Origin of the sequence: Burkholderia sp. Ac-20384 (assembly GCF_017104605.1) — a bacterium.
Lineage (GTDB): Bacteria > Pseudomonadota > Gammaproteobacteria > Burkholderiales > Burkholderiaceae > Burkholderia > Burkholderia lata.
In genome coordinates, this window is sequence record NZ_JAAGPE010000063.1 from 1 (window position 1) to 17,446 (window position 17,446).

14 protein-coding genes and 1 pseudogene are annotated in these 17,446 nt (G+C 63.5%); 2 read left to right on the forward strand and 13 right to left on the reverse strand.

The window, feature by feature from the left end:
* Nucleotides 1-565, reverse strand: a pseudogene (locus G3O00_RS14635) (dihydropyrimidine dehydrogenase); the annotation flags it as partial.
* Nucleotides 566-700: 135 nt separating this feature from the next.
* Nucleotides 701-1,981: a Zn-dependent hydrolase gene (locus G3O00_RS14640; protein WP_206143394.1), complete on the reverse strand. Its 1,281-nt coding sequence runs from the start codon at nt 1,979-1,981 to the stop codon at nt 701-703.
* A 355-nt stretch (nt 1,982-2,336) separates the two neighbouring features.
* Here G3O00_RS14640 and G3O00_RS14645 point away from each other — a divergent pair, with 355 nt between their 5' ends.
* Nucleotides 2,337-3,029 (forward strand): TetR/AcrR family transcriptional regulator, encoded by a 693-nt coding sequence (locus tag G3O00_RS14645; RefSeq protein WP_174943740.1) that lies wholly within the window; start codon nt 2,337-2,339, stop codon nt 3,027-3,029.
* 108 nt (nt 3,030-3,137) lie between these two features.
* Here the strand turns inward: G3O00_RS14645 and G3O00_RS14650 are convergent, their stop codons facing one another.
* The 3 genes from G3O00_RS14650 to G3O00_RS14660 are packed head-to-tail and all read right to left on the reverse strand — an operon-like array spanning nt 3,138 to nt 6,804.
* Nucleotides 3,138-4,328 carry an acetyl-CoA C-acyltransferase gene (locus G3O00_RS14650; protein WP_206143395.1) on the reverse strand — a complete coding sequence of 397 codons (1,191 nt, stop codon included), beginning with the start codon at nt 4,326-4,328 and terminating at the stop codon, nt 3,138-3,140.
* 18 nt (nt 4,329-4,346) lie between these two features.
* Nucleotides 4,347-5,114 (reverse strand): 3-hydroxyacyl-CoA dehydrogenase, encoded by a 768-nt coding sequence (locus G3O00_RS14655; protein WP_206143396.1) that lies wholly within the window; start codon nt 5,112-5,114, stop codon nt 4,347-4,349.
* Nucleotides 5,115-5,136: 22 nt separating this feature from the next.
* The gene (locus tag G3O00_RS14660; protein WP_206143397.1) at nt 5,137-6,804 is read right to left on the reverse strand and encodes an acyl-CoA synthetase; all 1,668 of its coding nucleotides are present in this window, start codon (nt 6,802-6,804) and stop codon (nt 5,137-5,139) included.
* Nucleotides 6,805-6,947: 143 nt separating this feature from the next.
* Here G3O00_RS14660 and G3O00_RS14665 point away from each other — a divergent pair, with 143 nt between their 5' ends.
* Complete coding sequence (locus G3O00_RS14665; RefSeq protein ID WP_206143398.1) at nt 6,948-7,952, forward strand: AraC family transcriptional regulator; 1,005 nt, start codon at nt 6,948-6,950, stop codon at nt 7,950-7,952.
* A gap of 180 nt (nt 7,953-8,132) precedes the next feature.
* Here G3O00_RS14665 and G3O00_RS14670 read toward each other — a convergent pair whose 3' ends face one another.
* From G3O00_RS14670 to tssE, 8 genes are all read right to left on the reverse strand, one after another.
* Nucleotides 8,133-8,390 (reverse strand): PAAR domain-containing protein, encoded by a 258-nt coding sequence (locus G3O00_RS14670; RefSeq protein ID WP_206143399.1) that lies wholly within the window; start codon nt 8,388-8,390, stop codon nt 8,133-8,135.
* Nucleotides 8,391-8,581: 191 nt separating this feature from the next.
* Nucleotides 8,582-9,388 carry a DUF6708 domain-containing protein gene (locus tag G3O00_RS43355; RefSeq protein ID WP_241025146.1) on the reverse strand — a complete coding sequence of 269 codons (807 nt, stop codon included), beginning with the start codon at nt 9,386-9,388 and terminating at the stop codon, nt 8,582-8,584.
* Between the two features lie 64 nt (nt 9,389-9,452).
* On the reverse strand, nt 9,453-10,253 hold the full coding sequence (locus tag G3O00_RS43360; protein WP_241025147.1) for a DUF6708 domain-containing protein: 801 nt from the start codon (nt 10,251-10,253) through the stop codon (nt 9,453-9,455).
* Complete coding sequence (locus G3O00_RS14685) at nt 10,253-12,841, reverse strand: T6SS effector BTH_I2691 family protein (protein ID WP_277399273.1); 2,589 nt, start codon at nt 12,839-12,841, stop codon at nt 10,253-10,255. The genes G3O00_RS43360 and G3O00_RS14685 overlap by 1 nt, the downstream gene beginning before the upstream one ends.
* Before the next feature lie 43 nt (nt 12,842-12,884).
* Nucleotides 12,885-14,249, reverse strand: coding sequence for a type VI secretion system-associated FHA domain protein TagH (gene tagH, locus G3O00_RS14690; RefSeq protein ID WP_206143401.1), 1,365 nt, complete (start codon nt 14,247-14,249; stop codon nt 12,885-12,887).
* Nucleotides 14,246-15,265 carry a type VI secretion system baseplate subunit TssG gene (tssG, locus tag G3O00_RS14695; RefSeq protein WP_206143402.1) on the reverse strand — a complete coding sequence of 340 codons (1,020 nt, stop codon included), beginning with the start codon at nt 15,263-15,265 and terminating at the stop codon, nt 14,246-14,248. The genes tagH and tssG overlap by 4 nt, the downstream gene beginning before the upstream one ends.
* Nucleotides 15,229-16,995 carry a type VI secretion system baseplate subunit TssF gene (tssF, locus tag G3O00_RS14700; protein ID WP_206143403.1) on the reverse strand — a complete coding sequence of 589 codons (1,767 nt, stop codon included), beginning with the start codon at nt 16,993-16,995 and terminating at the stop codon, nt 15,229-15,231. Before tssF ends, tssG begins: the two co-directional genes overlap by 37 nt.
* A 10-nt stretch (nt 16,996-17,005) precedes the next feature.
* Entirely contained in the window at nt 17,006-17,434 is a 429-nt protein-coding gene (gene tssE, locus G3O00_RS14705; protein ID WP_206143404.1) for a type VI secretion system baseplate subunit TssE, read from the reverse strand.
* Between the last annotated feature and the right edge of the window lie 12 nt (nt 17,435-17,446).

Sequence of the window (17,446 nt, forward strand, 5' to 3'; positions counted from 1 at the left end):
TGGTGTACGCGTCATCCCCGGAGCGGCGGAGACGCGCGCCCTGGGGCCGCGCAACGAACAGCGGAACCCGGCGCCCGGAGGTCGAGGGCGGGGGCGCGCACCCGAGCCCGGCCGGCACCGCGCCGACCACCGCGACATGGCGGCCCGTGTCCGGCGCACGCGTGAAGCGCACCGCGCCGGTCTCCATCGCCCAGTCGGTCGCATGCCGCTGCAGCGCACCGATCGCGACGGGCTGCGCGTCCTGGTGATTGCGCACGCATGCGCCTTCGCACAAGATCTCGGTCGGACACACACGTGCGCACATCCCGCCGAGCGGATTCGCCGACAGGATGTCGGTCGCGGCGCCCTTCAGGTTGCCGTTGCCGATCTTGCGGATGAAGCTCGGGATGTCGATCTGCGTCGGGCAGGCCTGCACGCACGGCGCGTCGTAGCAGTAATGGCAGCGGCTGGCAGCGGCCGCGGCGGCAGTCGGATCGAGCAGCGGCGCGATATCGGCGAATTCGCACGAGAGTTGCGTGGACGACAGGCGATGCGCGGCGATATCGCCGGTTGGCTTGGAGGTCATACGCGTTCCTTCGACTGGGTGGAGACAAAGCCGTCCCCGCCGGCTGCGAATGCACAGTCGGGGCGGTCATTATTAGGAATGCTACGGTCAGGCTGTCAGGCGTTGAGCGGCCTGCCGGCTGCTACGGTCCTGGCGTCATGAAGCCGGCTCGCATGCGCGCGACAGCATCGCGTGCAGCAGTACGTTCGCGCCGGCCTCGATCCATGCCGGCGTCGCGTCCTCGATCTCGTTGTGGCTGATACCGTCGACACACGGCACGAACACCATCGATGTCGGCGCGACCTGCGCGAGGTAGCACGCATCGTGACCGGCACCCGACACGATGTCGCGATGCGAGAAGCCGAAGCGATCGGCCGCACTGCGCACGGCTTCCACGCAGGCAGCGTCGAACGCGACCGGCTTGTAATAGAAAATCTGCTCGAGTTCGGTCTCGAGCCCGATCTCGCCCGCGATGCGTGCCACACCTTCGCGCAGCGCGGCATCCATCTTCGCGAGCACCGCGTCGTCCGGATGACGGAAATCGACGGTGAAGAACACGCGGCCGGGAATCACGTTGCGCGAGTTCGGGTAGACCTGCATCATGCCGACCGTCGCGCAACCGAACGGCGCATGATCGAGGCCGATCCGGTTGACGAGATCGACCACGCGCGACGCGCCGAGCAGCGCATCGCGGCGACGCGGCATCGGCGTCGGCCCCGCGTGCGCTTCCTGGCCGGTGAACGTGATCTCGTACCAGCGCTGCCCCTGCGCGTCGGTCACGACGCCGATCGTCTTGCACTCCGCCTCGAGAATCGGCCCCTGCTCGATATGCAGTTCGAATGCCGCGTGCAGCTTGCGCCCGCCGCACGGCACGTCGCCCGCATAGCCGATACGCGCCAGCTCCTCGCCGATCGTCTTGCCGTCCACGTCCTTGCGCGACAGCCCGTATTCGAGCGGGAACACGCCCGCGAACACGCCGGAGGCGACCATCGCGGGCGCGAAGCGCGAGCCTTCCTCGTTGGTCCAGATCACGACCTCGACCGGATGCTCGGTCTCGATGCCGTGATCATTGAGACTGCGAATCACCTCGAGGCCGCCGAGCACGCCATAGATGCCGTCGAAGCGGCCGCCCGTCGGCTGCGAATCCGCATGCGAGCCCGTGACGACCGGCGCCGCATCGGCCACGCGGCCCGCGCGGCGCATGAACACGTTGCCCATCGTATCGACCGTCACCGTGCAGCCGGCGGCCTTCGCCCAGCCGACGATCAGGTCGCGGCCGGCCTTGTCGAGATCGGTCAGCGCGAGGCGGCACACGCCGCCCTTCGGCGTCGCACCGATCTTCGCGACTTCCATCAGGCTGTCCCACAACCGCTTGCCGTCGACCTTGATCGACGTGTCGAAAGCTGCCCGCTTCACTGTTTCCGATACCGCGTTCATTCGTATCGCTCCTGTGGGGTCGGTGATGTCGTCAGCCCGGTCTGTGCCGGTGCGTGTCATGCCTGTTTCGGGGCAACGCCGCCCAAGCGCGGTGCATGCCCCGATCGTTCGCGAAGATCGTCCGACGAATCCGGTTGAAAGGTTCCCCCGCTCATCGAATCCTGTCCGATTGGACAGGTTTTAGACGATCAAAATCACCAAATCAATCTCTTTCTTGCGTGAATGAATGGAGCGAGAAACGTGCCACCGCAACGCAGCATGGCGATGAATGCGCGATATCAGTACGCGTGCGTTCGATGCGAATCAGCGGCTAGAATGAAGCCCAACGCGGCACGCCCGCCGCGCGAGGGCAACGATGAGACATGACGAGGCGGCAACCGAAGCCACCGACAGCGACGAAACGCCCGCGCCTTTGCGGCGACGCAAGGCGCACATCCGCGAGTCCAACGAAGCGCATCTGCTCGCCTGTGCGGAGGCCGTATTCGCGGAACGCGGGCTCGACGGCGCGAGTACCGCGATGATCGCGGAGCGCGCCGGCCTGCCGAAAGCCAACCTGCATTACTACTTCCCGACCAAGCTTGCGTTGTACCGCCGCGTGCTCGACGACCTGTTCGAGGACTGGCATCGCGCGGCCGGTTCGTTCGAGGCCGACGACGATCCCGTCGAAGCGATCGGTGCCTACGTGCGCGCGAAGATGGCGCTGTCGCGGCGGCGTCCGCTCGGCTCGAAGGTCTGGGCCAACGAGATCATCCACGGTGCGGAGCACATGCAGGACATCCTGTCGGAACGCGTGAAGCCGTGGTTCGATACACGCGTGAAAGTAATCGACGGCTGGATCGCGCGCGGGCTGCTTGCGCCGATCGACGCGCATGCGCTGATGTACCTGATCTGGGCCACCACACAGCACTACGCGGATTTCGATGCGCAGATCCGCGCGCTGAGCGGCAAGCGCACGTTCACGCAGAAGGCGTTCGACGAGAAGACCGAACAGGTCGTGCAGCTCGTGATTCGTGCGTGCGGAGCGGTGTCGCCGCACGCGAAGGATTAGCGCGACAACGCGATCCGCGAAAAGCAAAACGGGTATCGCACAGGTGTTTCCCGTGCGATACCCGTTGCCCGCGTCGCAGCGTACGTGCGATGCGTTACACGTCGTGCGTTAGACGATGCGCTCGATCGCGATCGCCGTCGCCTCGCCACCGCCGATGCACAGCGACGCGACACCGCGCTTCATCCCATACGTTTCAAGCGCGGCCAGCAGCGTCACCATCACGCGCGCGCCCGATGCACCGATCGGATGGCCGAGCGCGCACGCGCCGCCATGCACGTTGACCTTCTCGTGCGGCAGGTCGAGATCGCGCATCGCAGCCATCGGCACCACGGCGAATGCTTCGTTGATCTCGAACAGGTCGACGTCGCGCAGGTTCCAGCCGGTTTTCTCCGACAGCTTGCGCAGCGCGCCGATCGGCGCGGTCGCGAACAGGCCCGGCTTGTCCGCGTAGGTCGAATGCCCGACGATCACGGCCTTCGGCGTGAGGCCGAGGCGCTCGGCTTCCGAGCGGCGCATCATCACGAGCGCGGCTGCGCCGTCCGAGATCGACGACGCATTGGCGGCCGTCACCGTGCCGCCTTCGCGGAAAGCAGCCTTCAGCGTCGGGATCTTGTCGAGCTTCGCCTTGCCCGGCTGCTCGTCGATCGACACGACGGTTTCGCTCTTGCCGGCCTTCACGGTCACCGGTGCGATTTCCGACACGAAATGCCCGTCGGCGATCGCGCGCTGCGCACGCGTCAGCGACGCGATCGCGAACGCATCCTGAGCCTCACGCGTGAACTGGTATGCCTGCGCGCAATCCTCGGCGAACGTGCCCATCAGGCGGCCCTTCTCGTACGCGTCCTCGAGCCCGTCGAGGAACATGTGATCGAGCACCTGCCCGTGACCCATGCGCATCCCCGCGCGCGCCTTCGGCAGCAGGTACGGCGCATTCGTCATGCTCTCCATCCCGCCCGCGACGGCGACACCAGCCGAGCCCGCCAGCAGCAGGTCGTGCGCGAACATCGCGGCCTTCATCCCCGAGCCGCACATCTTGTTGACCGTGGTCGCGCCCGCCGCGAGCGGCAGCCCGGCCTTCAGCGCGGCCTGCCGCGCCGGCGCCTGGCCCTGGCCCGCCGGCAGCACGCAGCCGAACACGATTTCATCGATGCGTTCGGCCGGCACGTTCGCGCGCTCGAGCGCCGCGCGAATCGCTACCGCGCCAAGGTCGCTCGCGCTGGCGGCCGCCAGGTCGCCCTGAAAACCACCCATCGGCGTACGCGCCATACCAACGATTACGATCGGATCCTGAGTCGTCATGATTCGCTTCCTCCAGTGTCAGCGCGGTGCCATGCGCAACGCGCCATCGAGACGGATGACTTCGCCGTTCAGCATCGTGTTCTCGGCGATGTGGCGCACCAGCGCCGCAAACTCTTCCGGGCGGCCGAGCCGCGGCGGGAACGGCACGCTCTTGCCGAGCGCGTCCTGCACGTCCTGCGGCATGCCGGCCATCATCGGCGTCGCGAAGATGCCCGGTGCAACCGTCACCACGCGAATACCGAACCGCGCGAGCTCGCGCGCGATCGGCAGCGTCATGCCCACCACGCCGCTCTTCGACGCCGCATACGCGGCCTGCCCGATCTGCCCGTCGAACGCCGCGACCGACGCGGTGTTGACGATCACGCCGCGCTCGCCTTCCGCATTGGCGTCCTGCTTCGACATCGCTTCGGCGGCCAGCCGGATCATGTTGAACGTGCCGACCAGGTTGATCGACACCGCACGTGCGAAGCGGTCCAGCGAATGCGGACCCTCGCGGCCCACCACCTTCTCGCCCGGCGCGACGCCCGCGCAGTTGACGAGCGCGTCGACTCGACCGAACGCGTCACGCGCGGCGGCGACGGCCGCCTGGCCGTCGGCTTCGCTCGTCACGTCGGTCTTCACGAAGCGTGCGGCCGCGCCCAGTTCGTGCGCGAGACCCGCACCGGCCTCTTCGTTGACGTCCAGCAGCACGGCCTTGCCGCCTTCCGCGACCACCATGCGCGCCACCGCGGCGCCGAGGCCCGAACCGGCGCCCGTAATCAGAAAAACACGATCCTTGATATCCATTCGCAGTCCGTACAGGTTGTGTTCAGGGTTGAGCGGCCTTCTCGGCTTCCATCTTGCGCAACACGAAGCGCTGGATCTTGCCGCTCGGGGTTTTCGGCAGCGCGTCGACGAAGTCGATCGCGCGCGGATAGGCGTGGGCGGACAGCCGCCGCTTCACGTGCAGGCTCAGTTCCTCGGCCAGTGCCGGCGTGCCGTCGTAGTCTTTCGACAGTACGACGAACGCCTTGACGATCTCCGTGCGCTCCGCATCGGGCACGCCGATGACGGCAGCCTCGCTCACGGCCGGATGCTCGATCAGCGCGCTTTCCACGTCGAACGGGCCGATCCGGTAGCCCGACGACGTGATCACGTCGTCCGCGCGGCCGATGAAGCTCACGGTACCGTCCGGTTCCAGCTCGACGTTATCGCCGGTCCGGTAATAGCCGCCCGCGATCGCCGGCGTGTCCTGTTGCCAGTAGCCGTGAAACCACAGCAGCGGCGAGCGCGCGATGTCGATCGCCAGGTTGCCGGGCTCGCCCGGGCCGAGCTCGCGGCTCGCCTCGTCGAGCACCGCGACGCGGTAGCCGGGCATCGCGAAGCCGGCCGAACCGGCGTGAACCGCATGTACGAGGCCGTGGTGATTGTTCACGACCATCCCGAGTTCGGTCTGGCCGTAGTGATCGTAGATCGGCGCGCCGAGCGCCGCGTCGAACCAGCGCACGACTTCCGGATTCAGCGGTTCGCCCGCGCTGCTGACCACGCGCAGCTTGCCCTTCAGCCGTGCCGCCGCTTCCGTCCCGGACGCCATCAGCATCCGGTAGGCCGTCGGCGAGCCGGCGAGGCTCGTGATCCCGAGCCGTTCGATCACGTCGTACGTGCTGTCGACCGTGAAACTGCCTTCGTAGAGCGTCGTCGCGTGGCCCAGCAGCAGCGGGCCCGTGATCGCGTAATAGAGGCCGTACGCCCAGCCCGGATCGGCGATGTTCCAGAACCGGTCGCCGGCACGCAGGTCCACCGCCTCGCGCATGTACGCACTGAATGCGAGCAGCGCGCGCAGCGGCACCGGCACGCCTTTCGGCAAACCCGTCGTGCCCGACGTCGACATCATCATGAACAGGTCCGTGCCCTTGCGCAGCACCGGTTCGAACGTGTCGGGCTGCGCGTCGAGCGCCGCGCGGAAATCGATGTCGCGTTCCGGCAGCGTCTCGCCCGGCTCGCGCACCGTCGCAACGCTCGGGCAACCGGCGATCTCGTCGAGCTTCGCGCGATTCGCGACGTTGGTCACGACCAGGCGCGCGTCGCTCATGCGCAGCCGGTGCTCGATCGCTTTCGGGCCGAACGCGGTGAACAGCGGCTGGTAGACGGCGCCCGCGCGCCACGTGCCGAGGATCGTCGCGACGAGTTCCGGCGTGCGCAGCAACAGGCCCGCCACCACGTCGCCCGGCTTCACGCCCTGCGCAACCAGCAGGTTCGCGACACGTGCCGACAGTGCCTTCATCTGCGCAAACGTGTAGCGGTGGTGCTGCCCGCCGGCGTCGATCCAGTCGAGCGCGACCGCGTCCGCCGATGCGTGCCGGTCGCAGCATTCCACGCACGCGTTCAGGCCGCGCTCCAGGTCGCCGTGCAGTTGCTGCGCGGCGGTCTCGATACTGAACCGGGCCACGGCGTCGGCGTAGGCCGGCACCGCTTGGGCGGTAGCTCCATCAGACATGCGTGTCTCCTGTGCGTTATGGCCACCGCGAGCCAGGGGCGCGACGGGGATAGTTCGATAGTAGACAGCCCGCACATTGCAATCAATGACAAACAGAATCTAGAATCGTGATCGCTTTTGCCATGTCGGGAGGACGCAGGAAAATGGGGCCGCAGATGATTTCGCCGGATTTCGTCGACGACGCGCTCGCGTGCCTGCGCCGGCAAGGCCTTCCGACGGAGCCCGTGCTACGCGCCGCCGGCCTGCCGGCCGCCGTGCGCGAGCCCGTCACGCCGCAGCAGTACGGCCGGCTGTGGCTCGCGATCGCCGGTGCGCTCGACGACGAGTTCTTCGGCCTCGCCGCACGCCCGATGCGGCACGGCAGCTTCACGCTGCTGTGCCATGCGGTGCTGCACGCCGGCACGCTCGAGAAGGCGCTGCGGCGCGCGCTGCAGTTCCTGCGCGTGGTGCTGGACGAGCCGCATGGCGAGCTTGTCGTGGCCGACGGGCAGGCGCAGATCGTGCTGACGCAGACGGGCGCGCCCTACCCGGCGTTCGCGTACCGGACGTTCTGGCTGATCCTCCTCGGCGTCGCGTGCTGGCTGATCGGCCGACGCATCCCGCTGCAGCGCATCGACTTCGCGTGCCCGAGCCCCGACCAGCGCAGCGACTATCACCAGTTCTTCGGCGTGCCCGTGCATTTCGACCGGCCCGACAGCCGGCTCGCGTTCAACGCCGCGTACCTCGCGCTGCCGACGATCCGCTCCGAGCAGGCGTTGAAGACCTTCCTGCGCGGCGCGCCCGGCAACCTGCTCGTCCGCTACCGGCACGATACGGGCTGGGTCGCGAAGACGCGCGCGCAATTGAAAACGCTACCGGCTGCGGAGTGGCCCGACTTCGACACGCTGGCCGTGCGCCTCGGTACGACGCCCGCGACGCTGCGGCGGCGTCTGCGCAGCGAGGGGCAAAGCTTCGCGGCGATCAAGGACGAACTGCGCGGCGCACTGGCGCAGTCGCTGTTGCGCGGGGATGCGCTCAGCGTGGCGGAGATCGCGGCCGAGCTCGGGTTTACCGAGCCGAGCGCGTTTCATCGCGCATTCCGGAAATGGACGGGTACGAGTCCTGGTGCGTTCCGGCGGGATGTGCATGCGGCGAATCAGGAAACGTGATCAGTAACCGTTGCCATCGACGCCCGCTACTGCAGTCGCATTAGGGATCGTTTGCGCTAACTCGACTCCACTACACAAGCCTTCCGCGCATCCACGATGTACTGTTCGCATGCAGGCGAGGTTTCGACCCATTGTCGCGGCCACGATCGCGGTGGACCGCTTCCCGATGACCGGTCTCGATCACTCCACGAGCCACCCCGCGTCGCCTTCGACCAGGGTGCCGCCATGACTGGTGGTATCACCCAGGCGAGCGACGGGACGGCCGTCGATAGCGCTGCCGGGCGAACCGGTTTCGATTTCGGCCCCACAACTGGTGTGGTCCCCCACGCATGCCACGGGCCTACCGTTGAGGTTGAAGGATGCGGCCCCACTAGTGACGGTTCCTTCGCCGTGGAGAGGGCAGCTATGACGATGGCCGACAAGTACGACTGGTTTCACTACGGATTCCTTGAGTTATGAGTAATGGTAGGTCAATCAGCCTGGCTGTTACTTGCTAGCGTTCGCTAACAAGAATACGAAAACAGGCAAAGACATGAGGCACCGTCCTTGTTCGATCGCGCTCGCCCAAGCATCCCGGTTCTGATTAATCGTTATTCGCTGCGCCCAACATATACCGAACTCGACAGAGATCACGGGGCCGTCCTCGACTCACGGTCCATGTCAGCCGGCCACTCGACTTTGGGCGCCAGGCGCAGTGCGAGGTTGTACGGAGCAACGTCGTTGGGATCACGTGGCTCGACACGGTCAGGGTCGAGACCCTCGATGCCGTTTTGCATGTATGAGCAGACGTAGGCCCATAGGTTCGTCGTGTTGGCGGCAGTAGTGCTGAAGTCGAACCGTGTGATGACGTCGTTCGTACCAGGCTTTACGACGGCAATGGAGACGCCCTCTCTGATGATGGGTGCACCACCTGCAGTCGCAGCCCTGGCCTTCCACTTCTCGGCGCGCAAATTATCCCAGTCATAACTTGCCGTAGTGACGTACCAGTGCGCGAACGGATTCCACCACACCAAATGGAATCCGTAGACATAGACCTTGCGGCGCAGGCGGTTGAAGCGCAGTGGCAGATCGCGTGGTACTGAGACGTCCGCACGATACATGGCATACGAGGCCCACACTCCAAACGAACACATACTGAGGTCCATGAGAGCAAAACCGGCCATATCTAGAATGGTGCTCGTTGCAAGCATTTCAGTCGTTGCGAAGAGCCAAATCTGAAAAATGACATAGAAGAAAGTTGCCAATGCCATCCCCAGCGAAAAACACAAGACTAGGCCACGTATCTTCAATGAATTTCGCTCAAGCTCCATATAGACAGCGTCAAGATACGACGGAGATAACCATATCAAGCTGGGACTTTCTCGAATAGGCTCATTTGGGCCAGCAAGGTCACGTTGCCATCCGGGACAAGGAGGATTGAGTTTCGGCTTTGCCATTAGTTGCTCCTCCCACACCGGCGACAAATCACGTAGCCCCCATGTACTCCGAATTCAATAGACCTCACGGGGCCGTCCTCGACTCGCGGTCCATGTCGGCGGGCCACTCGACCTTGGGTGCCAGGCGCAGGGCGAGGTTGTACGGGGCAACGTCGTTGAGATCACGTGGCTCGGCGTGGTCAGGGTCGAGACCCTCGATGCCGTTTTGCATGTATGAGCAGATGTAGGCCCATAGGTTCGTCGTGTTGGCGGCAGTAGTGCTGAAGTCGAACCGCGTAATGACGTTGTTCGTGCCAGGTGAAACCACGGCTATAGAAACGCCCTCTTTGAGAATCAGGGCACCGCCAGCAGTCGCTCCGCGCACCTTCCACTTCTCAGCACGCAGATCGTCCCAGTCGTAGCTCGCCGTTGTGACGTGCCACCGCGTAAACGGGTTCCACCAGACCGAGTAAAAACCATACACATACACCTTACGGCGCAAGCGGTTGAAGCGAAGAGGGAGGTCGCGCGGAGGGGAAGCGTCCATACGATAGAACACCGCACTTGCCCATGCAGCCACCGCCATTGTGCCCCACAAGATGATAGTTACCGCAACCCTATCGACAGAAATCTTAAATTCTTGTACATCAAATAGATTAAAAACTGCCACACATACTGATCGCACCAACCATATAGCCACCAATACCGCGAACCAAATTAGTAGACCGCGAATAGATAATGTGTTACGCGAAATTTCCATGTAAACTTTATCGATATGCACCGGGGACATAGATAACAGTGCCGGACTTTCCCGGACAGTTTCGTTGGGATCTGGGAGATCGCATCGCCAACCTGGACAGGGAGGATTGAGCTTCGGCTTCACCATCAGAGATCCTCGGTTATTTCGATAGCAGCAAAACCAGATTGATCAGTCTTATCGGGCCAGAAGGTCACCGTTAGAGTTGCAGACTTGATCTTGTGTACCGGATCCAACCAGTATCGACCGCTCAGCACCGGCCGCTTCCCCGTAGGTTTTGTTTCGTTCTCCAACGAGTAATCCGGCCGCTTCAGTACATTAGGTTGCTTGAGCGTACCCGTATCGTTGAATTGACCCGATGCCATAACATGAGAGGATAAGCTTGGTAAGCGTCTACCGGTGGCCGCAACGCCAAAGCGTTCCGTAATGAGGGTAAAGCGATAGCGTGATTGCTGGTCGTCGAATCCTGGCAATACTGCGCTATAAACCAACTCTACTCCTATTTCAACAGCACCACCATTCTTTAGCACATCTACATCTTCGATGGTGAGTTCGTCAATCGGTCTAGGACGCGTTCCACTTTCAAAACTGAGGGTCACATCCATGCCCAGTACTGCGGCATTGAGTGCCGCGATTGCATGGTCCGTATCTTTCTCTGGATCGCGCCAACGCTGTTTGTCTTCTGCCCGTCCGAAGTAGCAACATCGTGCCCATTGCTCAAGAGCGTCGGATTCACGGCTTTTGGCATACTGAACTGCCGCAAAAGCGAGAAGCCCGAGCGCAATACCAATCCCGAGGGGACCAAATAGCGATGCGGAACCGGAAGCCGCCAAAGCAGAACCTAAGGATCCCCAAGCCGTAAAAAAAGCACCGCCAATAGACAAAACTGCTGCGCCGGAATATATTCTCACCGCCGTTGAGTCCCCAACCTTCGCCACACGAATTGCCGCCCTAATACTTGCAGCAGCATCCGAAATTCCTGCCAAGGCTGCAACCGCCCCTCCGACCGCCACCATTTTTGCGCCTAACCCGACGACGCGGCTAAGTACCGGTGTGTTGTCAGCCCCCCACCGCAATGCAAACTCCTTAGCGGCCTCCGCCGGAATTTTGATCGCCAGGCCAACCGCCTCAACACCTGCACCTATCAAGCCGATGGATGCACTGTAAAACGCAGCAACCGCTTCCGGGTGACGCGCCCCCACCTTCGCATCCAGATCAGCCAACGTGCTCTTCACGCTATCCTGCAAGAGGTACAGCCCCACGAACGACAGTCCGCCATCCACGCTGCCGACGGACAGGCTCTTGATACCAGCAAAGCTACTACCGGCGAAACGACGTGCGCCCGCAGCACCGATCTGCAAACCACTGAGCACCTTGGCGGCGGCGGGCTCCAGGTTCTTCAGGCCCGCCTTGACCTGACGCAACGCCGCTTTAGCGTCCTGCCCGAGCACGTCGGCCGCCCGCTTGACATCACGCGCCCCCTCCTTCGCGTCCTGGCTGAGTTGCAGAAGTCGTTGCTTGACCTCTTCGGCCGAGCCGCTGGCCCAGAGCGTCACGTCGATGAGCACGTTGCGAACGTTGGCGTTCGGGATGGTAATCAGGCTGCCCAGCAGCATGGCGCGAACGCTCTTGCCGGCTGCTTTTTGCGCCGCGTTGGCGTGGTTGCGGATTTCTTCCGAGAGCAGGTCGAAGCACTCGCTTATCGTGAGTTGAATGGTGACCTGCGTGAGCTTGGTTTTACCGTACAACCATGCCGCGCCGACATGGAGGTTATCCAGCGCCGCCTTGGCGCCCACGCTCAGACTGCTATCCAGGCGATTGGCGGCATCGTGCATGGCAGCGAGTAACTGATCCGCCGCACCAACGATGACACCTCTACGCCATTCGTCGCCGTCGCTACTGGTCGCAATGAGCTTGATCACGTCATAGTATTTCTTGCCAGCATCATTGGGCATGGCGCCGGCTGCGAACTGCGGCTCGAACGCCTTCTGCAGGTCGGTATGTTGCCCATTCAGCGCAATGTATGCCGGGCTGTTGGGGTCTTTCAGCAATTGCTGCCAAACCTTGCCGCTCGGGCCGAGCACCTCCGGCTTGGGTTTTTCGCCTGGTTTGGCTGGCGGCGATGGCGCGTCGGTGACACCGCCCGCGAGACAGTCGGCAGTCGTGCCAAGCCTGCATTGCCGCGAGCGAGGATCGGTGTCGTCGTAGTCGAGCATGATGATGCGCCACCAGTCGGCACCATTCACCTGCGCACCCCAGTCGGTCGCATAAGCATCGATCTCCTTCTGAAAATCGTTGACTGTCTTGTCGTACGCGTCCTGGAAGGTTTTCCGTCCCTTCGGGCCGGTTTCCCAATAACGCTCCTCGAGCCTGGCAACACGGCTCTTGGTTGTGCTCTTAACCGTGGCGTCGCGTTCCTTTGCCGGGTCCTGAAACACCGGTGGGCTGCCGGCTTCGCTCGGCATCCAGAAATCACCCGCCGGTGGCGGAATTTCGGCCTCAACAAGCTGAGCAATGTAGGTTTTGATGCCGAGCAGGCATTGCGATGTGAGGTAGGCATACCGTCGCGTCGGGTCTTCGCGCCAGTGCTGGCGCAGGGTAACGACGGAGAGCCGCAGGCTGTTGAGCTCCGCTGGTCGTCCGGCGCGCCCACTGCGATCGAGGGGTCCATCAGGATCTTCCCCGTCTTCTTGAATACATTGCCCACCGTGGAGCAGCCGGCGAGCAGCATGCTGGCGAGCACGAGCGCGACGGCTCGCTTCATTGCGCCTCCGTGCGCATGGCTTGGTCGTAGGCCTGCTCGAAGACTTCCCAGAACAGCTTGTCGAAGCCTTGCTGCCGGCTGGATACCAGCTCTTCGTAGTAGTGCCCGTACATCCGCCACGGCCAACCCTCGTGATTCGCCTGAACAGCCTGCGGCGGTCGATAGCGGGCGAAGCGCCGCTGCAACTGCTCAGGCGAAAACGCCTGCAGCAACGCACTGAGGCCGGCGGTAATGGCCCGACGCGTGGCCCGCTGCTGGCGCTGAAGTTGCTCCAGGGATTCTTCGATCGCTGCAGCGGGCGACAAGTGCACGAGACTGCGATCGGCCGCAAACATCGCGCGGACGGTGTCCGGGTAACTCTGGCCCAGTCGCAACGGGTTGTCCTCGATCGGCTGCAACGTGCGTGCTGCGAAGGCTTGGCCCTGGATCTGGCCGGGTGCACCACGATGCAACTCGCTCAAGCCATGGATGACCGCACTGAGGCTGCGGCCCGCCTCAAAAAGCAAGGCGTAGGCCGCGTGTGCATTCAGCGCGCCCACCGGCGCGCCAAGCCCTTCGATCAGCGGATTGACGAGGCCAGCAGCATCCTGGCCGGGCGCGTGCTGGGCATTCAGCCACGCGCGGGCGGCGGAGTCGACGTGATCCTGTTCAGACATGATGGGGGCTCCTGAGACGTGAACGGGGCTGCCGTGGAAAGCTTCCTGTGGCGTGGTGGCGACGTCAGCTTGCGCCGCGAGCGGCGTCGCCCCGTAGTGGCGAGGGTCGAGCGACGTGTGAAGCGCGGTGCCCGTATCCTGCGAGTCGGCGAGATCCAGTGCCTGCAGCGGGTCAAGCTGGCCTTGCGAGGACACCGACTCACCCAAGGCCTGGAACGCAGCCCAGTCGGGATCCGTGGTCTCCGTGATCTGGCCCGGGTCCGCCGCAATGATCGGCAGACTGCTCAGGTAGTCATCGGGGGGTTGCAGCAGCTCCGTCACGTCGTGCTGAGCCAGCACGCGAGACGGATCGGGGAGCGTGTGTGCGTCAACATCGAGATGAACCGAAAGACGGTAAGGTCCGACGTGCAAGGTATCGGCATTGCGCAAGCGTGCGCTGGCATGCAGCCCCAGCGGACGGGTCTGATCGTTGACTCGGGTGTCGCCGCAGCGGTCGATGACCAGGTAGCCGCCGTCTTCAAACCGTATTTCGCAGTGCTGAGACTGCACCCGACCGGCACGGTCGTGGAGCGTCCAATTGGCGTTTTGCGAGCCGATGGTTCCACCATTCATATCGAAGCTGTGCCGTGGTGCGGTGCCTTGCTGCAGGGCCTGCGGATTGCTCACCACCAAGGCGAGATGGGGTGCTGTAATCACCGGATTCATGCGCGTACCGTGAGTCGAACGCGGGGCGGCTTGCGCAGAGCAGGTTGTTCCAGAAAGCTGGTCCAGCCGAGTTCCGTGCCGATGTCACCCGCGAGGTTGAAGGAAGCGATTTCGTTTTCCCGTAGCGCCAGCTCGAGATCACAAGGGGTTTGATCGCGCAGCAAGAAGGCGACCAACTGGCGCAGCCGCTCGAAGTTTTCCCCGTGCGGGAGAAATTCACGGAAGCGCGCCTGACTGAGATTTGCGATGACGATGGTGAATTTGCTGTGGCGCGTGCGCACGCTGTCGCCAACCCGAAAATTCTCGCCGAGCATGCCGTTGAGGAGACCCAACTGGACGCGGTCACCGGGATCGATATCGGTATGACGCAACTCGAAATCCCGAATCGCGACATCGTCGAGATCGAAGCAATGTGCGATCAGCCCAGTGACCATTGCGGACGAACGGCTGCGATGCACCACGGCACCGGCGAAGCTAAGCAGGCGGCTCCACGCGATCGGGGTGGCGCCACGAATCGCGCTGTTCTCCAGGCCGATCAACGCGAACAGTCGTTGCGACAGCGGATCGCTGGCGCCCGGCCGGAAGCGGATGTAGTGCCGGTACTTGCGCCACGCCTGGTGCAGCAATGTCAACAACCGGTGGTGAAAGACGTCGAAGAATGCCGGCCGGATACCGATGCCTTGCCCGGCCTCGTAGGCCAGCCGCTCGACATAGTGGGACGGCAGCGGCGAGTCGGGGCCATGCATACCCAAAAAAGTGGCCTGCACCTCGAACTGGTGCGGATCGCCATGCTGCAGGCGCTCGGCCCGTGACACGTCCGAAGCCGGAAACCCCAGCCCGGCATAGTTGGTCAACCGGATGCGCTGCCGCTCAGGGTCGTCGCTATCCGCCGACTCCAGGTTGTCGCCGAGCAGCATATGCAGCCGCTCCAGGAGGACGAAGAAGTCGTGCCCTCTCGCTTCGCCCAGCAGCGTGTCGATCAAATCAGGGCCTGGGTCCCGCTTCTCATGGGCCATGCGTAGTGCTCCTGATTGGTTGTATTGACTGCCTCCAGCATGTGGAAGGAGGAAATGCTGCTGTACAGCGCAAGGAAATGGCTCAGTACTGTGCCGAACAGGTAGAGGTCCCCCTCGCAGACGAACCCGTCCTGGTCGACCTTGATGATGCTGCGAATGCCTCGGATGGGCAGCGCCTGAAACATTCGGTCGACCGGCTCGGTGACGATCTCCCGGAGTGCATCCAGCCGCTTCTGCGTCGCACGCCGCCGCTGAATGTCGTGATGCGCGGCAAAGTCATACGCGGCAATGATGGCCTTCAGTGGCTCAACGGACAGCAACGACAGGTAGGTCGGCGAGAGGTTGGAGATCAGCCGCCACTGCAGGTTGCCGTCCAGCACCGGCCGGTACGATGGTGTCGGCGCCAGCAGATTGCGGCAGGCGACGAAGGTGGGCGTGTCGGACGTTGGAACGCACACGTCACCCGCTCCCAAGGCCAGTGGCAGGTCGCGATTGGTACAGGTCAGCGTCAGCGAAACCGTCTCGTCACGACCGACGTAGTGGTGCTCGTCGCCGCGCACGAACGACACCCGGTGCTCTACACCGGAAGCCGTCAGTGACGGATCGATGCGGGTGCGGTAGTAAAGCGTGGTGCGTCCACGTTCGTAATCGATCTGGTGGCGCAACGACTCGAATGGCTGGTACGCACGCAGCCATTCGCCGGGCTTGCCGCTCCCCTCGCTCTTCCAGCCGTCGACGCGGTCGATGCTGAAGATCTCGTAGGCATCGGTTCGTTGCCCTGCCGGCACCAGCCGATAATCGGCCGCCTTGCCCGTCAGCCGCATCGGCTCGGCTTCGTGCTCGAACAAGTTCACCGCGGGCGCGCAATACAGCGCCAAATCATTCGTGCGGATGCGCACGTCTTCAGGCATGGGCCGGGTGAAGTGAAACTCGATGCGGATGCGATCTGTTTGCTCGGTAGGCCAAAGCGAGCGCAGGCCCTGGAGACCGAAAAAGAAAAATCGCCGCGGAAACTGAAAGTATTCCTGCAAGACACGGTAACCGTCCAAGACGTTCTTCGGGTAGGGCAACAAAGCCTGCGCCGGATCGAAGCCGTGAAACAGCACCTGGGAAGCCGGGATATGCCGCACGGTCCCGCCGTATTCGAAACGAACCTCGGCGAGGTACTTGGCCAGCCACAGATAAAGCGTCAGCGCGGTGTAGTCGTCCCCGCTCAGATAGAAATCCAACCGGTCGCAGCCATAGGTGCTGGGTGGATTCTGGCTCAGGGTGGACAGATCCACGCGAACGACCGACTTCTCCAGCGAGTGCGCATCGCTCACCTCATCGATCTGCAGCGGATAGACGGCCACGTCCGCGCAGGTTCGGTATTCGCAGGCGATGCCGTCGACTTCGCGCGCAAGCGTACGCGTGCCACGCCGGATCACGTGCTGCTCCGTGACGGCCCGGTCCGTCGGCCGGAACTGCATGATGGTCACGCTGGGCAATGGGCGCAAATAGTTGGGCCAGAGCAATTGCAGCAGCGGATGGGTCAACTCCGGAAAATCATCGTCGATCTTCAGCCGCAGCTTGGCCGTGAGGAAGGCAAAGCCTTCCATCAGCCGTTCGACGTCGGGATCCGTGGCCTCCTCGCCCAAATATCGGGCGAGTTGAGGGTTGTTGCGTGCGAACACTCCGCCGAGACGGCGCATATAGTCCAGCTCTTCGCGGAACTTTCGCTTGAGTGGCATCAGGCCTCCACTACTTCACGTTGATCCAGCGTTCACGGTGCTGGACGAGCAGGTCAATCTCCACGTCCTCCGCGGCATCGTTCAGCGGCACCAGGCAATGCAACCGAAAGTGCAACCCGTCGGGCTGCCCGTGCAGGGTGACGGGACGGACGTCCAGCACTTGTACGCGCGGCTCATAGGCCGTGACGACAGCGCGGACATCCAGACAGACCCGATGGCGCAAGTCCATCTGGCTGGCCGCAGCGTCGTTCAAATCCTGCAAGCCGAACTCGGGTGTGCTTTGCGAGCCGCCCTGCCGGCTATTGAAGATGCGTTCGAGATGGCGCTTGATCGCATGAACACGCTCGGCGGCCAGTTCCTGCCGCGTGCGCTGTCGACGTGGCGGCAGATCCGGATCGAGACGATCGAACAGGCTTCCCTGACCGGGCGAGCGTGGCATGCGTCAGGTCCC